This is a genomic window from Terrimonas ginsenosidimutans (genome assembly GCF_022012415.1).
GTDB lineage: Bacteria > Bacteroidota > Bacteroidia > Chitinophagales > Chitinophagaceae > Terrimonas_A > Terrimonas_A ginsenosidimutans.
Genome location: NZ_JAKLTR010000025.1, coordinates 18,578 through 33,374 on the forward strand (window position 1 = coordinate 18,578; position 14,797 = coordinate 33,374).

Sequence of the window (14,797 nt, forward strand, 5' to 3'; positions counted from 1 at the left end):
CCATCAGTCAATATCTTATGAAGAAATATATCCTGGCCCTTGTTTGGCTGTTAAGTCTCACTGTTGCACTGCGTGCGCAACAGTATCCTGTACAGGTCAACTCACAGTTGTTGCCCCCGTACAGTCTGCAGGTAAGTGAGTATTACAGCCCGACAGTAGCGGGCGCTGAAAAGCTGCGCATCATGTTGCTCAACCGTGATCTGCAAAGACCGGTTGTAACAGTCCGGCTACGGATGATCATTGAAAGCCAGGCGTTGCGTTTACGCACGCGGGAAGATGTGACGTTTCCGTCATTAAGCCTGAACAGTGGCGCGCCGTACTATGTGACACCACAGGATCTGACGCAGTATTTCAACCCGAACAATCTTGAGTTCAGCGGTATCAGCCGTGAGCAGTATGAGCAGACCGGCAAACTTCCCGAAGGTCTTTACAGCTTTTGTATTGAAGCGGTAGAAATAGCTACGGGTACGGTTGTCAGCTCAAAGGGTTGTGCCTATGCCTGGATGACGATGAGTGAACCGCCGATGCTGAACCTGCCGCGCAAGGGAGAATCTGTAACGCCGAACCTTCCGCAGAACCTCATCTTCAACTGGACGCCGAGACATACGGCCAGTCCGAATGCTGCATTCACCACGGAATATCAATTCTCGATCGTTGAGGTGAATGATCCTAATATCAACCCGGAAGCAGCGTTCCTATCGCAGCCGGTTCTGTTTACCGATAATGTTTCTACCACCACTTATTTATATGATGCGAGCAAGCCGCAACTGATCCCCGGTAAGAAATATGCCTGGCGTGTGCGTGCTGTCATGAAGAACGGTGCGGAAGATCTCGGTGCTTTCCGCAACGGCGGGATCTCAGAAGTATACTGGTTTACTTACCAGAATACCTGCCAGGTGCCAACAGGCATCAGCGCGACTGTGCAAGGCCAGCGTGTAACGATCGGCTGGTTGCCGAACCCTGCCCATCTTGAATACAAAGTAGAATACAGGGAAAAGAACGTTGCGAATGCCGCGTGGTTCACGGTAACCAATACGGCAACGCAGGCGATGATCTATGACCTGAAGAATTCAACGCAATATGAGTATCGTGTAGGAGCGGCCTGTGAATATGGCCTGTTCAACTATAGCAACCTGCTTACGTTCACCACCAACAGCAGTTCATCCAGCAATGTGGAAGCCTGCGGCGATACATCACAACTGACCAATCCCGGACAGGCATTGCTGACAACATTATTGCCGGGTGACAGTATTTATACAGGAGACTTTACGGTGATCGTAACACAAGTTTCCGGCAGCGGGAATTTTACTGGTGAAGGTTATGTGAAGGTTCCGTGGCTGGCGAATATGAACCTGGCGGTGAAGTTTACAAGTATTACACTGGATCTGCAGAAGAAACTGGTGCAGGGTGTGGTACAGACGTCTTATGATCCGAGTGGGGCTGGGATTGCGGATATTGATGAGTATGTGGATGCGTTTACGCCTGGTTATGGGCTCGGAAGCGTGGTGACAGGGGCGGATGCTGCAGAGCATGATATTCCATTTGCCATTCCGATGCCTGGCGGAATTACCGCGGCCTTCGGTCCGGGATACAATCCGACTACGGGTGTGGGCCCTGTGACTATTACTGTTACTCCTAGCGGTGGCGGCAGTTCGACAACTATCACGGAAGATCAGTTGCCAACTACTATCAAAGATGCCGGTGGTAATATTTACCAGGTAGGTAAAGATGGTACGGTAAAAAGTATTGGTAAATCTGGCGGCGAGCAGTTGCTGAAGACTGCGAATAAGTCTCATATTGATGCTGATAAAGCGATTGTGAAGTTTGTTGACTACCCGGAAAAACAGATCTATTCATTTGATGCATGGCAGGAGGCCTATAAAAAGAGTGGAACGTTCAATAAGGAATATGAGAGACTGAATAATGATTATTATGTTCCTTCAAAAGCGATTGCGCCGACAGTCACAGATTATCTTAAAGCTGTAGTGACGATCAAGGATACCACGATCAAAGCGGACAGTATAAAGTTCGTGAATGGCAAAGGAACGATCTATGCAAGTACAAAACTTTCCAACGGTGTTTATGAAATTGCTGTTGTAGGTGGTCCTGAGCGGGATGCACAGGAGATCTATGCGGTGTATTCTAAAGCAGGAAGTAAAACTCTGAACCTGGGTAAAGTGTTGGTAGCAAGTTACCCGTTGCTGAAGAAGAAACTTGTACTTGTTCCGGTTGCAGGCGGTGTAGTGAATAAGGCTGCGGTGGAAGAAAAGATCAACAGCATTTATAACAAGATCAATGTGCAGTGGGAAGTGGTACAGGACACTGAATTTGATTATAAAGGTTGGGATCTGGATGGTAACAACAAGCTTAGTGTGAATGGCAGCAGTTTCTGGAGTACGCTGACCGACGAGATGAAGTTGTTGAACAATGCTTACAGGGCCAGCCGGAAAGTGGAAGAGCAAACCATATACCTGTTTGTGCTGAATCAGGCAGCTGAATCAACTGACAACGTACAGATCCTGGGTGATATGCCGAGATCACGTCAGTTTGGTTATCTATTTACAGCTACAGGAGATGCGAATCTTCATGCGAAAACAGCAGCGCATGAGCTGGGGCATGGGGTGTTTAATCTGAAGCACGTATTTGAAATCGGGGAATTGACGAAAGGATTGATCACGCCGGCGAATGTGATGGATTATCCTTCGGGAGATCATTTTTCGAAGGTGCAGTGGAATTATATTCATGATCCGGCGCTCGTTGTTAGCTTCTTCGAGAAGGATGAGGCGGCGCAGAATCAGATCGTAGTAATTGATAAGAAGTTCCTGAATACGGATCAGACGAGTGTATCATTTCTGGCAAAGAATGGAACGATTCTGTCTATTCCTCATGCGCAGTTGAATTCTGTGGAGTTCAGTTATGGATCGGTTACGGCTCCGAATCAGGATGCGCGCGCAGGGCTGGCTTACCAGTTTTCGACAGCTGAAGGATTATTGCATGCGTTTACTTTAAAAAATGGAAACGCATACGATAAATACAAATACGATATTGCTTCAAAAACCTATAAGAAGGATCCTGGGGGCCAGGCATATACAAATACAGTTGATTTTAACGGTGTTGATGGATTTATTTTCCCGATGCCTTGTGGTGACCGGTATACGCTGTATAAGTTTGCGAAAGGTACGATCACTGCGTATGCTGCAGGAGCAGGAAGTACGCTTGAATTTGCAGACCTTGGAAATATCTTTCAGCCATTCATTCTCCAGCTTCCGGTAAAGATAAATAATGAAGTTGTTAAACAGGCAGTGGCAGGACAAGTGTATGAGAGCTGTTTATGGTGCAGGGATGAGGTGACCGTACAAATGACTGCAAGCTATTGTGAAAAGCCAGAGTTATGGTACATCGATAAGGCGGCTCAACTGCGTGTCATTTTCCCCGAGTATTTTAAACAATTTACCCAAACCGATGAACATTGGGCGAATCCGGTTGCCAGAACTTATGTATCGCCGGGTTCGGGAATGGGGTACGGTAGTACTTCTAACACAACTCCTGCTACAAATTGGGCATGGGGGAAATATCTTGCTGATAATCCTTCGGTGGCTGCGTTATATAATTCTACATACGATTCTGATCGCCGAAGTTATTTTTCTACTTTTTGTTATAAGCTTAGAGATTACATCGACACGGCGATTATCAACTCTGGTCAATTCTGGACTAATTTATCTGAGACCACACCTGTCCAGGATGTTGTAAGTCATTTGTACAGAGAGCCGCTATTTCAGACGGGTAAGGCCCCATTAGCGAAAAGACAGTTGGCGTTAAAAATCTTAACTACCGGAAGTGTTTTAGAATATAAAGAAGATGCTGTAATTAAAATTCTTTCTTCTGTTGAAGTGAATGATCAGTCTGCTATGCTAAGCTACCTGGCTTCAGACATTACAATGAAGAAGGTTTTTGAGAAGTTTGACGACTTTGGTGGGAAAGACAATTTTACAAAAGTTGTTACGCTGATCAGTTCTTTCATTACTGACACAACGATCAATACAGAGGCGATCAAGCTTATTTCTGATACGCTTCAGGCTCCAAGATACATTAGTGTAGATCTTGATCTTTGGGATAATCGTCAGACCGATGGGTACAATATAACAGCTGATAATAAAGTTGAGTTTTATAATAAAGTCCGGACACAAATTGATGGAGATGATCCGAGATATGGTTCTACAACGCAGAACCAGGTTTTCCTGACCGTCCCTTACAGTCAGATGGTTCCTATCAAGTTCTGGACTGATTTTGACCTGGGAAATGGCACCAGGTTCAGAAAAGGGCAGATTGTGCCGATTCCCGCCATATATGCAGCATTGCTTCTTCATAAATCGGGTGCCGAATTGTTTTCAAAAAAGGCTTGGTTGCTTGTGGACGGTGTAATGTTGGTTGTTGGGGTCGGAGAAGTAAAAATATTATTCTCAACAGCAAGTTGGCTTCGTAAAGCCATGGTGGTTAGTAATCTGGCTTCTTCAACAGTTGGCATTATTAACGAAATAGCATCTGATGGGGCAATACCGCCAGAAATAAAAGACAGGATCAGGATCAGTTGTATGCTGCTTCAGTTGCCTGACGCGATCCGCGGGATCTCAGAAGTTGGAGGGATGTTGAAAAGAACCTCGCGTGAGGCTGGGGAATATGCAGATCTCAGGCGGGGAGTGTCAGAAAGAGCGATGGAGAGACTTAATCAGATCAAGAACCTGATTGACGGACCGGCGGATTATATTGATGATGCAGCGCAGCTTAGCAGAAGAGTAGCAGCATTGGGCTCTGGAGATGTAAAAAGTGTAAAACAGTGGCTTGGTGCAATAGGACAGTCAGATTCCAGGTTTTACGTTGTTGCACACAGCGATGGCAAAAACTTTAGTGTAATAACGAAGACGGGTGAAGAAACTGTATTGAATCACCGGTCTCTGGCAAAATGGATTGAAAGCAAGTCCCCGGCGGCGAATAGTGATATCGTGCTGCTTTCGTGCGCTGATCTGGAAACGGCCCAGAATTTAAGTAATAAGTTAAACAGGAAAGTTATTGCGAGCGACGGTACTGTTTCAGTTCATAGTGACGGAGGAATATCCAGCGATGCCCAGTTTAGAGAACTAAAGCCATTTCAACAGGCAGTTGAATACACGGGTCAGTTTTTGACGCCCGCGGCGAATTCTTCGAAAGTCACATTATTAAGTGGATGGAGGAAATTCATCAATGATCTGGAGGACTGGGATCAAAGTATGAAGACCGCTTTAAATGCTGATATAAGCGCTTCTCCGGAATTAAAAGTTTTGTTTACCAATTCAGGAAACAAGGTAGAGCTGGCAGAAGCGTGGAAATTGCTTAAAGAGGCGGACCGTACTGGTGGTACAAATGTGGCTAACGGGCTTGTCAGAAATCCACAGGCGATCGAAGCTTTGGCAAGAATCCGTAAAAATCCTAATCTTGCAAAGTATGATCTAACCCCAGAAATTCTGGCGAGAGCAAAAGCGTGGGGAAACTCAAATGTCACTGATATATCTTTCGCTGATGTCATAAACCTGATGGATGGCTTTATGACAAACGCGCAGAAGAATAATATTGAGATTTTAAACGGGAAGTACCTTTTTGCACGTTTTGTACATGATAATCCAAACGATATGCAGGCAGTGTACTGGATTATGGAGGATATAGTAAATGATGCGAGTACTTTTAAAGGATCTAAGATTCAGATTGAACGTATCGTTGAGAATGGAAGAGTCGATGTCTTTCGCCACGATCCAATTTTGTATTTGGAGTATAAATGGTATAGTGGAAGCAATCGTATTCCTAAAAATGTATTTCTTGAGGAGTTTGTACAACGCGATTTGGGTAATATGGTTAGTATTGATAATATACAGTGGCGGGTTAAAGGCAACCGGCTAACGAAAGAGAACGTAAAGGAATTTCTTTTGTCACCTGAGGGAAAGGTTGCGCTGGAGAAACTTCCGGAAACTAAGAAAGCAAGTTTATTCCCCGGATATCAATCTGAGGATGAGTTAACGGATCTTCATATAAAGAATTTTGTAGAGGTGAACTATTCGAATATTTTTAAATAAAACAAGTATGATCAAGCTGAAGAAAGTACAGAGGGATCTGCCGACTGATCTTTATATTTCCTGGGGAATTATTTTCATAGAAAAAGAGAATAAAGTTTTTGCCTTGAGTTCAGATATGCAACCGGAGTTATTCTTCGAGGGCACTCAGAAAGCGAAGATTATTTTTTCTGAGAATGAAAGTCTGGTAGTAGCGCAAGGTAACGCTGTTGTGTTGTTTAAGGATCCTAATACTCAGGTGAGTATTCCGCTTGAAAAACCTAGGCAGATTAGATTGATTTATCCAGAAGGGATTGTTTTAAGAGCGGGGAGTGAAGATGTTCGTGATATAAGAAATATTGATTTTAACGGAAATATTTTCTGGAAGCTAGATTTAACGGACCCTGTTATTGCCAAGCTTTCCGGAATTCATACGCTTATTTTTCATAATCAAATTTCCAAAGATGTTAGTGCATATAATCTAAATGATGGCACATTGCTTTGGCATTGTAGCTTGAGGCAGCTATTTGCAAAAGCAAAGTCCATTTATCCTGAGTATACTGTCAATACAGATGATAGATTATTCCTTTCAATAACCGCCGAAAATGAGCCGGGAGTTACATTGGTATTGGATAAAATGACCGGTAACATCATTGCTTCTTTGCCAGGTAATAATGGTTTCATGAAGCAATTCGGAAATAAGATATACGCCGTAAAGGGAGCAACTGGATTGATTGTGATTGACATACTTTCTCTCTCAGTTGAATCATATAGTTTCGATCAGTTGTTGACCCCATTGGGCATTGTACTGCATACCCTGAACTTTTTTGTTACTGAAGAAAATCTATTCTATTTCGCTGAAGGGTTCCCCGGAAAGATGAATAGAATTGGTATTATAGACTTAGATAAGGGTAGATTGCTACAAACTGTCGACGTTGAAAATACTGATCAGGTGGGGCAAAGTATCAGGCTGGTTATTCCAATTGACGATAGGTTATATGTGCAGACCTCTGACAACTCATTACACTTGTTTCAGATAGAATGAGATTATTGTAGTCAGATAGTGTCATCGTGAAAGAAATTGCTTTAGATATTGTACTCTGGTCTTACTGTTTTAATCCATACCGTTGAAAATGATATTAAGGGCTTTCATTTATGTGGGTTTTTCTTTTTTGGGCCTTACTGCATTCGCTCAAAAACCAACCGCCACCGACTACGACTACTCCAATAAAAAAGTAGTCCTGCCGGCCATCATCCAAAACCTCACAAAAGACAACCGATACGCCATCAGCGTTCCGCGGCAACTGTCTTACTGGGGTAGGGAAGATGAGATCCTCACAGAGATCTGGAACCCTATCGCCACCGTTATGGAACTCTCCGCCAAACTCCACCAGGTGAAATACGATTACAAATTTGAGATCGTTGCCAGTGGAATGTCTGATATGCGGGGACAAATGGCCAGGAAGATAGTCACCGAACTTACCGGCACTGACAATATCAAACGCGAGGCAAGAGGATTCGTGCGCGACTTCACCTGCCGCTTTCCCTGCACACTCTATATCCGGAATGAAAAGGATTCACTGCTGCAGACCATCGAGATCGCTTCCAAGGATGAAGTATTCACGGCTACTATGCACCGCGATTTCCTGATGGTGGAAAATAAACCGCCGTATCTCAAACCTGAAAATCCCTATTTCTCCGAAAAGGAATTGATGGATGCGGAAACAATGTATCATGATGCGCTCGCAAAGAAGATCGAGCAGGTAGTGGCATCGAAAGTACTGGAGCGGGCAAGAGCAGCCATCAGCCACCTCTTCCGCGATTATAATACGTATAAGCAAACGTATGGCTGGGGTTTTGTAAAAACAAAGAACCGGGTAAACGACTATAACGATCTTGACCAGGCAGTTGCCCGTTTTAGAGTGGCGCTGGACTCCCTGGAGAAGGGAAACTTCGCGTTCAGCCGCAATGTTTGTGATTCATTAGGCGTTATATATGCAGGTGTGCTGCAGGCAAACGAAGCCCGCGTTGATAAGAATGTAAAAGAGATCCTTTATTATAATCTTAGTCATGTGAACCTGCTCTCAGGACATTTTGCAGAAGCACGTGAATACTATAAACAGTTTATCCAATCCGGAGTATCCGAACGTTCGCCACTGGCTTATGAACTGAAAGGCCGTATCGAACTCTTCGAATTCTACGGAAAAATCAAATCCTCTGTAAAAGCCGGCTAATTATGAAACCGCTTTTGATCCTATCCATGCTAAGCCTGGGCTTCTTTGCGTGCCGTAAAGAAGTGTCCACCAATGTCACAACTGACTTCAGTTATGAAGTCGTTGATGACAGCTATACCACACCTGTACAGGTGAAGTTTGTCAACAAAACATCTGGCGCTTTATTTTACAAATGGACTTTCCCCGGTGGAAGCCCTGCTGTATACGACAAGAAGGACCCGGGTATCGTGACCTTCGATACAACAGGTGAGATCACGATCAAACTTGAAGCCTGGAATGACGAACAGCGGGTGGAGAAAGAGATCAAAATCGTTATTGACAGCCCGGTGGAGGCTGGTTTTAATATCACCGCCCAACAGAATGCATTTGGTCCGAGCGACTTTGTTATTACTTCAACAACTTCAGGAGCTACAGAATATAACTGGCTTTTCGAAAATGGCTCACCTTCTTCTGCTACCGGCAGTAGTCCTGCGCCGGTTCACTATGATCAGCCCGGTACTTATCGCATCTTCCTTGAGGCAAAGAATGCGCGTGGTGTAAAAGATACTTTATCCAAGTGGATCACGGTCTATCCGGCATTATCCGCCGCATTCGATATCGAACCATCATTCGACGATGATGATTACGAAGCCCCGCTTGTTGCCACACTTCATAATAAAACCACCAGCGCTACGTCTCACAAGTGGACGGTCAATGGCGGCGTGGTCGCAGGCAGCAGTGATTCTATTTCTTCGATCAGGTTTGACCATCCCGGCACATATACAGTGGTATACGAAAGCTCCAATGGGAAACAATCTGAAACCGTAACACGTACGATCACTGTAAAACCTAATTCGGGCTTGCGTACTGTGGCAGACGTGAAGCTGGGCATCAATACTGCCCATGCATCCGTGGGAAGTTTTTATTCGACAAGCCTGCGTAAAGTTTTTAAAAAAGAAGAAGTAAATAACAGCAATGGTAATAAGATCGATATCGTTTTCTTTGGATTGAATGACGGTTTTTCCTTTAACCAGTTCATCAATCCGGCCAGTGCAGCCACGTGGACCTTTGATGCCATACCCGGCGCAACGGTGACCAGTGTTATCAATAAGCAGGAGGAAACAAGTGTGCAGTTATCTGCCGCCGCATTTGATCAGTTAAATAACGGAAGTGCATTGAACGCTATTTCAGTTCCTCCGAATAACGCTGATGCCTCATTCAATGCGACACTTCCGCGTATTGTGTTGTTTAAAAATGCTGAAGGAAAAAAAGGAGCGATCAAAGTCAAACAGTTCGTACAAGCCGGACTGTACAGCTATATCATTTGTGATATTAAATTTCAGAAGGAATAGAACCGCTCTACGCCACCAGAACCAAAACCGTATCCATGAACTCAATCTTTACCAAAACGGCTGTTGCAGTGATCTCACTGACGGTATCGGGGATGATGTTGACTCATATTGCTTATGGGCAGCAGTTTGACGTGGAAAACATCAATAAAGATGTAAAGGGGCGTGTGAAAAATCCATTCAAGCTTACCGGAGGGATTTCTGCCAATACTATTTTATACACGGGTAATGCGGGTAGTCAGCGTGCTCCGTTCACTTACTTTGTGAATGGAAATATCGCGGCGAATATTCTTGGTGTCAGCGTTCCGTTGTCATTCACTTTTACCAATACTGGTTTTGCATATAACTATCGTCTTCCAAGTATGCCAAACAGGTTGAGCCTTCACCCGAGATATAAGTGGGTGACGGGTCATATCGGTCAGATCTCCATGAACTATTCGAACTATACTGTAAACGGTATTCCGATCAATGGAGTAGGTGCTGATCTTTCTCCAAGAGGAAACTGGAAGTACAGCGTGTTTTATGGCAACCTTCAACGCGCTGTGGAGTACCGAAATGACGATTCTTTATTCAGAAATGTATTACCTGCCTATAAGCGTTTTGGTTATGGCTCGAAGATCAGCTATGATAATGCGGGCGTGAGAGCTTCAGTTATTTTCTTCCAGGCGAAAGACAGATTGAATAGCCTGCTGTTTAAGCCTGACAGTCTCCAGGTTTATCCGATGGCGAATACGGCAATCTCAGGAGAACTCAAGATTCCGTTGTTGAAAAATCTTTCTTTGGAAAGCGAATATGCGATCAGTGCAATGACGCGTGATCTCCGGGCTCCGGCATATGGTGATAGCAATTCGGTGAACTGGCTGGTGAAGACGATGGGAGGTAAGCTTTCTACCAATCTTTATAAAGCATATAAATCACAACTAACCTATACGATCGGCAGTACATCGCTCGGTGCCGGCTATGAAAGGATCGATCCGGGCTACCAGACGCTGGCGATGTTGTATTTCAACAATGACCTGGAAAAGATCACGGCAAATTTTGCGCAATCACTTTTCAAAGGTAAGGTCAACCTGGCGGGAAATATCGGTTTGCAAAGAGATGATCTTGATAAAAAGAAAGCCGGTAGTTCCAGCAGAACGGTGGGTTCACTGAATCTGAATTATAATATCAGCCAGGCTTTAACAACCACGCTGTCCTACTCAAACTTTCAAACGTTTACCAATATCAAGCCGCAGTTCCAGTATATCAATCAGCTTACTCCATACGATAACCTGGACACGCTTGATTATCGTCAGCTCAGTCAGCAGGCGAACCTGAACGTTAACTATGTCATTACAAAAGATAAGGATCGTCCGCGGAACCTAAACCTCAATTTCAGCTTCCAGGATTCTTATGACCAGCAGGCAGGTCTTCTGACCAAAGGCAATACCTCGCAGTTCTACAATTTTGCAGGTTCGTATAGTGTAACGCATGTACCGCGCGATCTGAATTTTTTAGGTGCTGTGAATATTACCTATAATACGATTGGGATAAATAACTATATAACATACGGCCCAACGATCGGTGTGAACAAGCAATTTCTGAAGAAGACGATCCGGACCGGACTAACGGTGTCGCATAACCAAAGTATGGCTGATGGAGCGATACAAAATAATATCACCAGTTTCAGGATGAACGCAGGATATGTTTACAAGAAAAAACATTTATTCAATATGACGAATGCGGGTATGTTCAGAAGTGTAAAGGGGAAAAGCGGTCAGCATGATTTTACCTGTACTATCGGATACAACTACAGCTTCTAATAAACCAATTCGATTGATGATTAAATGAAAATTCAAATGAAAAGGCATACGATATTTATAGGCGTGCTGGCAGCAGTTTTTTTTGCAGAGGCAAAGGCGCAAACAGGAAATTTTACTACAGTTAATACAGATTGGTTAAATATCAGGGCTGGCCGGGATGATCATAGTGGTTGGGGCTACGGTTATGATAATACTGCCGATCAGCGCCCGAATGCAACTGACCGACCGGTTTTCTTTATGAATCACCATTTTGGTATTACATTATCGGCTCATTCCTTTTATGGAGGCATCCGTTTTTACAACCAGGCATGGCCGGGAGCTACTTATGATCCGGCTACAGGTGCAAAAATGGTTATGAGTCTTGTCAATGGGAATGTCGGTGTAAACACGACGGATCCTGATGAGAAGCTTGTGGTATATGGAGGTAATCTCAAAATATTTTCCGGTGGTGCTGAAGGTGCAAGGCTGATCTGGCGTGGGGGAGTAAACGGTTTACAGGAATACAGAACAAGAGTTGGAACCGACGGTAACCTGGATTTTTTTACGACTGAAGGAAATCATTCAACATTGACACTTACCCAAGACCGGAATGTTGGGATTGGTACGATGGATCCTAAAGGATACAAACTGGCTGTTGCAGGTAATATGATTGCGGAAAAGATCAAAGTAAAGGCCTATGCAAACTGGCCCGACTATGTTTTCGATTCATCCTACATTCTACCTTCCCTGAAAGATGTAGAGTCTTTTATTCTGAAGAATAAACATCTTCCGGGAATTCCATCAGCAGGGAGTATGCGTGAAAACGGAATTGATCTGGCAGATAACCAGGCAGCGCTGCTTCAAAAAATTGAAGAACTGACGCTTTATCTGATAGATCAGGAAAAGGAAAAGACTGAACAAAAAAACAGGATCGATAAGCAGGAGAAAGAGATTGATCAACTAAAGAAACAATTGAACGAAGTGATCGAAATGCAATCCCGGTTAGTTGGCGCTGGACGTTAAAAGTCAGGATACCATCTTTCAAGGAGGATGGCGACTTTGGAGAAGGTCAGTATAAAGAAGTGGTTTATATAAGGCTTGAATTTAGTCATCCATAAAACAAAACTATGAAAAAAAGCATCGTTTGTATTACCTCGTTTCTTTGTATTCAGGCAGCCTTCGGACAATGGAGCCAGACACTCGATAGTCCGGCAGGTCTGTGGCCATCACCGAACGGAACTGTCTCTTACCAGAATATGCTGAAATTTAATCTGCCTGCACCTAATTCGGAAACTGGTAGTCTAACATTTTTAGGAAGTGATGGTAACTATTCCAATGGGATGGGTTTCATCACGGGGTGGAATATTGCTTCACCGATTGTTTGGATGTATGGTTATGATGATCGTAATTCTTTTACAGTAGCAAGAAAGGGTTGGGGTGGAAACCAGGCAAGTCTTGCGGACTACCTCACTCCGCTTTTTCAGGTACGTGCAACGGGAAATGTTGGCATTGGTGTAACAAATCCGGCGTATAAACTTACGGTGGATGGGACAATCAGCGGTCGAAAAGTAAGAGTGACTCAGGAGTCGTGGGCGGATTTTGTTTTTGAAGATAACTACAAGCTTCCTTCGCTGGAAGATGTCAGAGAATTTATCAGGAAGAATAAACATCTGCCGGAAGTTCCATCTGAAAAGGAAGTAAGGGAGAATGGAGTTGATTTGGGCGGTATGGACGCAATTTTATTAAGAAAAATTGAAGAGCTTACCTTGTATTTGATCGAAATAAAGGAAGAGAATAAAAAACTTAATGATCGGCTGAAGCAGCTTGAAGAAAAAACTATTTCCAGGTAAGTGACTGTTAGTGAATCCAACTTGCTGGCATCGGTCATCGGACTACTATTGGAGTGTAGCCAGCAAGTTTGATCAGTTCAGCCAGATCCCCAGTTTCAGGTTCGCCGATGGTACAAACTCCCCCGATCCTTCACGCGTAAGTTGTCCGGTGACAGGATGGAAAAATGTGGCCTTGCCGAACTGATATTGTAATCCCAAATTCAGGTCGAGGCTGAAATGGCCCCGGTAGTTGCGTTGAAATCCCCAGCAGGTTCCAAGAATGCCAATCGCCCTCCTGTTCATTTCTTCCCAATGAATGGAACTCATTGCTGCTTTTGTAAAAACCAATCCGGAGAATGCGCTTATATAATTGCCGCTATTCTTTTCGTATCGTTTGCCCCGCTCTGCTCTTTTTTCAAAGTTGTAGTAATAGCGATAACCGACTGTAGCTGCCGGATCAATATAAACGTCCGTTGCTGAAAAAGTGCTGGAGATCACACTTTGTACGGTCACGTTCATCAGTGCGCCCATGTGCAGTGTTTGCTTTTTGCCGATCCTGTGTTCGTGGCTGATGCCTGGCGTCAGTAGGGTGATCTTTGTCAGGTTGGTGGCGTCAACAGGGTCTTCCTGGGCAAAGGTCGTAAAGGGCAGACAAAGCAAAAAAGTCCCAAGCAGGTGTGCTATGCGATGGTTGAGGTTGGAGGTATGCATACCTGAAATACCCAAATTGCCGGGGATATGAATTGTTAAAAGGAAGCAGTTGTGATATTCCGTCACTGAAGTGGCGGTTTTGCTGGTTTAAGAAAATGAATATTCTGTTTGAAGAAGGTTGGTTCGTTATTTGGGAAAGTAGATATTTATGTTGACCGGAAACAGTATCTTGCTGCCATCACTCCTTTACCATGACGGCTTTTCGGTTCATATTGCTGGTGCTGATCCTTTATTTTGGCGTCACCGCCCTAAAGATAGAGTTCTCTGTACTTAAGATCGGTTTATTCGATGTTTTCGCTGATTTGCCTTTTGTTATTCTCTGCCTGGTTACCACTGCTGTGATTTTTCTCGATGCGAAATATTTTGCTGGGAATCGTAAATGGTATCAATTGGTTTCTTCAATGGTTGGGATCGTTTTTACGGGGATTATTTTGAAAGGTAAGGCAGAACGGTTTGCTACCAATAATTCTCCTGTTGTAATGCGTATGCATCATATTGCCGGGAATGATCCAGTGTTCAGCCTGGAGCTCAAAAAGAATGGCTGCTTCCGGTTGTCTGAAGCGAATATGTTCGGACAATCGATTTATTACGGTAACTACAAGAGAGCCGGCGATAGTATTCACCTTTTTCGCTATGATCATGCGGATGTAGATAAGCTACCCAGAATTGGTTTTTTGCGTGGCGATACAGTTACGTGGAATGATTCGATCGTGATGACGATTGCTGAGCCCAGGATCAGTCCATCGCCTTAACATTTTGTGTATCTAGTTTTAGGTTCCTCTACGCAAAACCCTGCCTCCGGATACGGTTTGAACCTTAACTCAACAAGATGGCGTT

The 14,797-nt window shown here is 44.1% G+C and carries 9 protein-coding genes; 8 read left to right on the top strand and 1 reads right to left on the bottom strand.

What is annotated here, in order from left to right:
• The first annotated feature begins 17 nt into the window (after positions 1–17).
• The 7 genes from LZZ85_RS25830 to LZZ85_RS25860 all read left to right on the top strand — a co-directional run bounded on the left by LZZ85_RS25830 (position 18) and on the right by LZZ85_RS25860 (position 13,270).
• Positions 18–6,101, top strand: coding sequence for a fibronectin type III domain-containing protein (locus LZZ85_RS25830; protein WP_237876569.1), 6,084 nt, complete (start codon positions 18–20; stop codon positions 6,099–6,101).
• Between the two features lie 7 nt (positions 6,102–6,108).
• Positions 6,109–7,122: a hypothetical protein gene (locus LZZ85_RS25835; RefSeq protein ID WP_237876570.1), complete on the top strand. Its 1,014-nt coding sequence runs from the start codon at positions 6,109–6,111 to the stop codon at positions 7,120–7,122.
• A gap of 82 nt (positions 7,123–7,204) precedes the next feature.
• On the top strand, positions 7,205–8,311 hold the full coding sequence (locus LZZ85_RS25840; RefSeq protein ID WP_237876571.1) for a hypothetical protein: 1,107 nt from the start codon (positions 7,205–7,207) through the stop codon (positions 8,309–8,311).
• 2 nt (positions 8,312–8,313) lie between these two features.
• Entirely contained in the window at positions 8,314–9,642 is a 1,329-nt protein-coding gene (locus LZZ85_RS25845; RefSeq protein WP_237876572.1) for a PKD domain-containing protein, read from the top strand.
• Positions 9,643–9,677: 35 nt separating this feature from the next.
• Positions 9,678–11,441: an outer membrane beta-barrel family protein gene (locus LZZ85_RS25850; protein WP_237876573.1), complete on the top strand. Its 1,764-nt coding sequence runs from the start codon at positions 9,678–9,680 to the stop codon at positions 11,439–11,441.
• 36 nt (positions 11,442–11,477) lie between these two features.
• On the top strand, positions 11,478–12,443 hold the full coding sequence (locus LZZ85_RS25855; protein ID WP_237876574.1) for a GAS domain-containing protein: 966 nt from the start codon (positions 11,478–11,480) through the stop codon (positions 12,441–12,443).
• Between the two features lie 104 nt (positions 12,444–12,547).
• Positions 12,548–13,270 (top strand): hypothetical protein, encoded by a 723-nt coding sequence (locus LZZ85_RS25860; RefSeq protein WP_237876575.1) that lies wholly within the window; start codon positions 12,548–12,550, stop codon positions 13,268–13,270.
• A gap of 72 nt (positions 13,271–13,342) precedes the next feature.
• On the opposite strand, the gene LZZ85_RS25865 is transcribed toward LZZ85_RS25860, so the two are convergent.
• Positions 13,343–13,960, bottom strand: a complete 618-nt coding sequence (locus LZZ85_RS25865; RefSeq protein ID WP_237876576.1) for a hypothetical protein — start codon at positions 13,958–13,960, stop codon at positions 13,343–13,345.
• Between the two features lie 191 nt (positions 13,961–14,151).
• Here LZZ85_RS25865 and LZZ85_RS25870 point away from each other — a divergent pair, with 191 nt between their 5' ends.
• Positions 14,152–14,712 carry a hypothetical protein gene (locus tag LZZ85_RS25870; protein WP_237876577.1) on the top strand — a complete coding sequence of 187 codons (561 nt, stop codon included), beginning with the start codon at positions 14,152–14,154 and terminating at the stop codon, positions 14,710–14,712.
• Positions 14,713–14,797 lie beyond the last annotated feature (85 nt).

What these genes read in the sequence shown, in the direction of transcription:
- LZZ85_RS25835 (WP_237876570.1), top strand. Translation starts at nt 6,109, where the DNA reads ATGATCAAGCTGAAGAAAGTACAGAGGGATCTGCCGACTGATCTTTAT.
- LZZ85_RS25830 (WP_237876569.1), top strand. Translation starts at nt 18, where the DNA reads ATGAAGAAATATATCCTGGCCCTTGTTTGGCTGTTAAGTCTCACTGTT.
- LZZ85_RS25845 (WP_237876572.1), top strand. Translation starts at nt 8,314, where the DNA reads ATGAAACCGCTTTTGATCCTATCCATGCTAAGCCTGGGCTTCTTTGCG.
- LZZ85_RS25865 (WP_237876576.1), bottom strand. Translation starts at nt 13,960, where the DNA reads ATGCATACCTCCAACCTCAACCATCGCATAGCACACCTGCTTGGGACT.
- LZZ85_RS25850 (WP_237876573.1), top strand. Translation starts at nt 9,678, where the DNA reads ATGAACTCAATCTTTACCAAAACGGCTGTTGCAGTGATCTCACTGACG.
- LZZ85_RS25860 (WP_237876575.1), top strand. Translation starts at nt 12,548, where the DNA reads ATGAAAAAAAGCATCGTTTGTATTACCTCGTTTCTTTGTATTCAGGCA.
- LZZ85_RS25870 (WP_237876577.1), top strand. Translation starts at nt 14,152, where the DNA reads ATGACGGCTTTTCGGTTCATATTGCTGGTGCTGATCCTTTATTTTGGC.
- LZZ85_RS25855 (WP_237876574.1), top strand. Translation starts at nt 11,478, where the DNA reads ATGAAAAGGCATACGATATTTATAGGCGTGCTGGCAGCAGTTTTTTTT.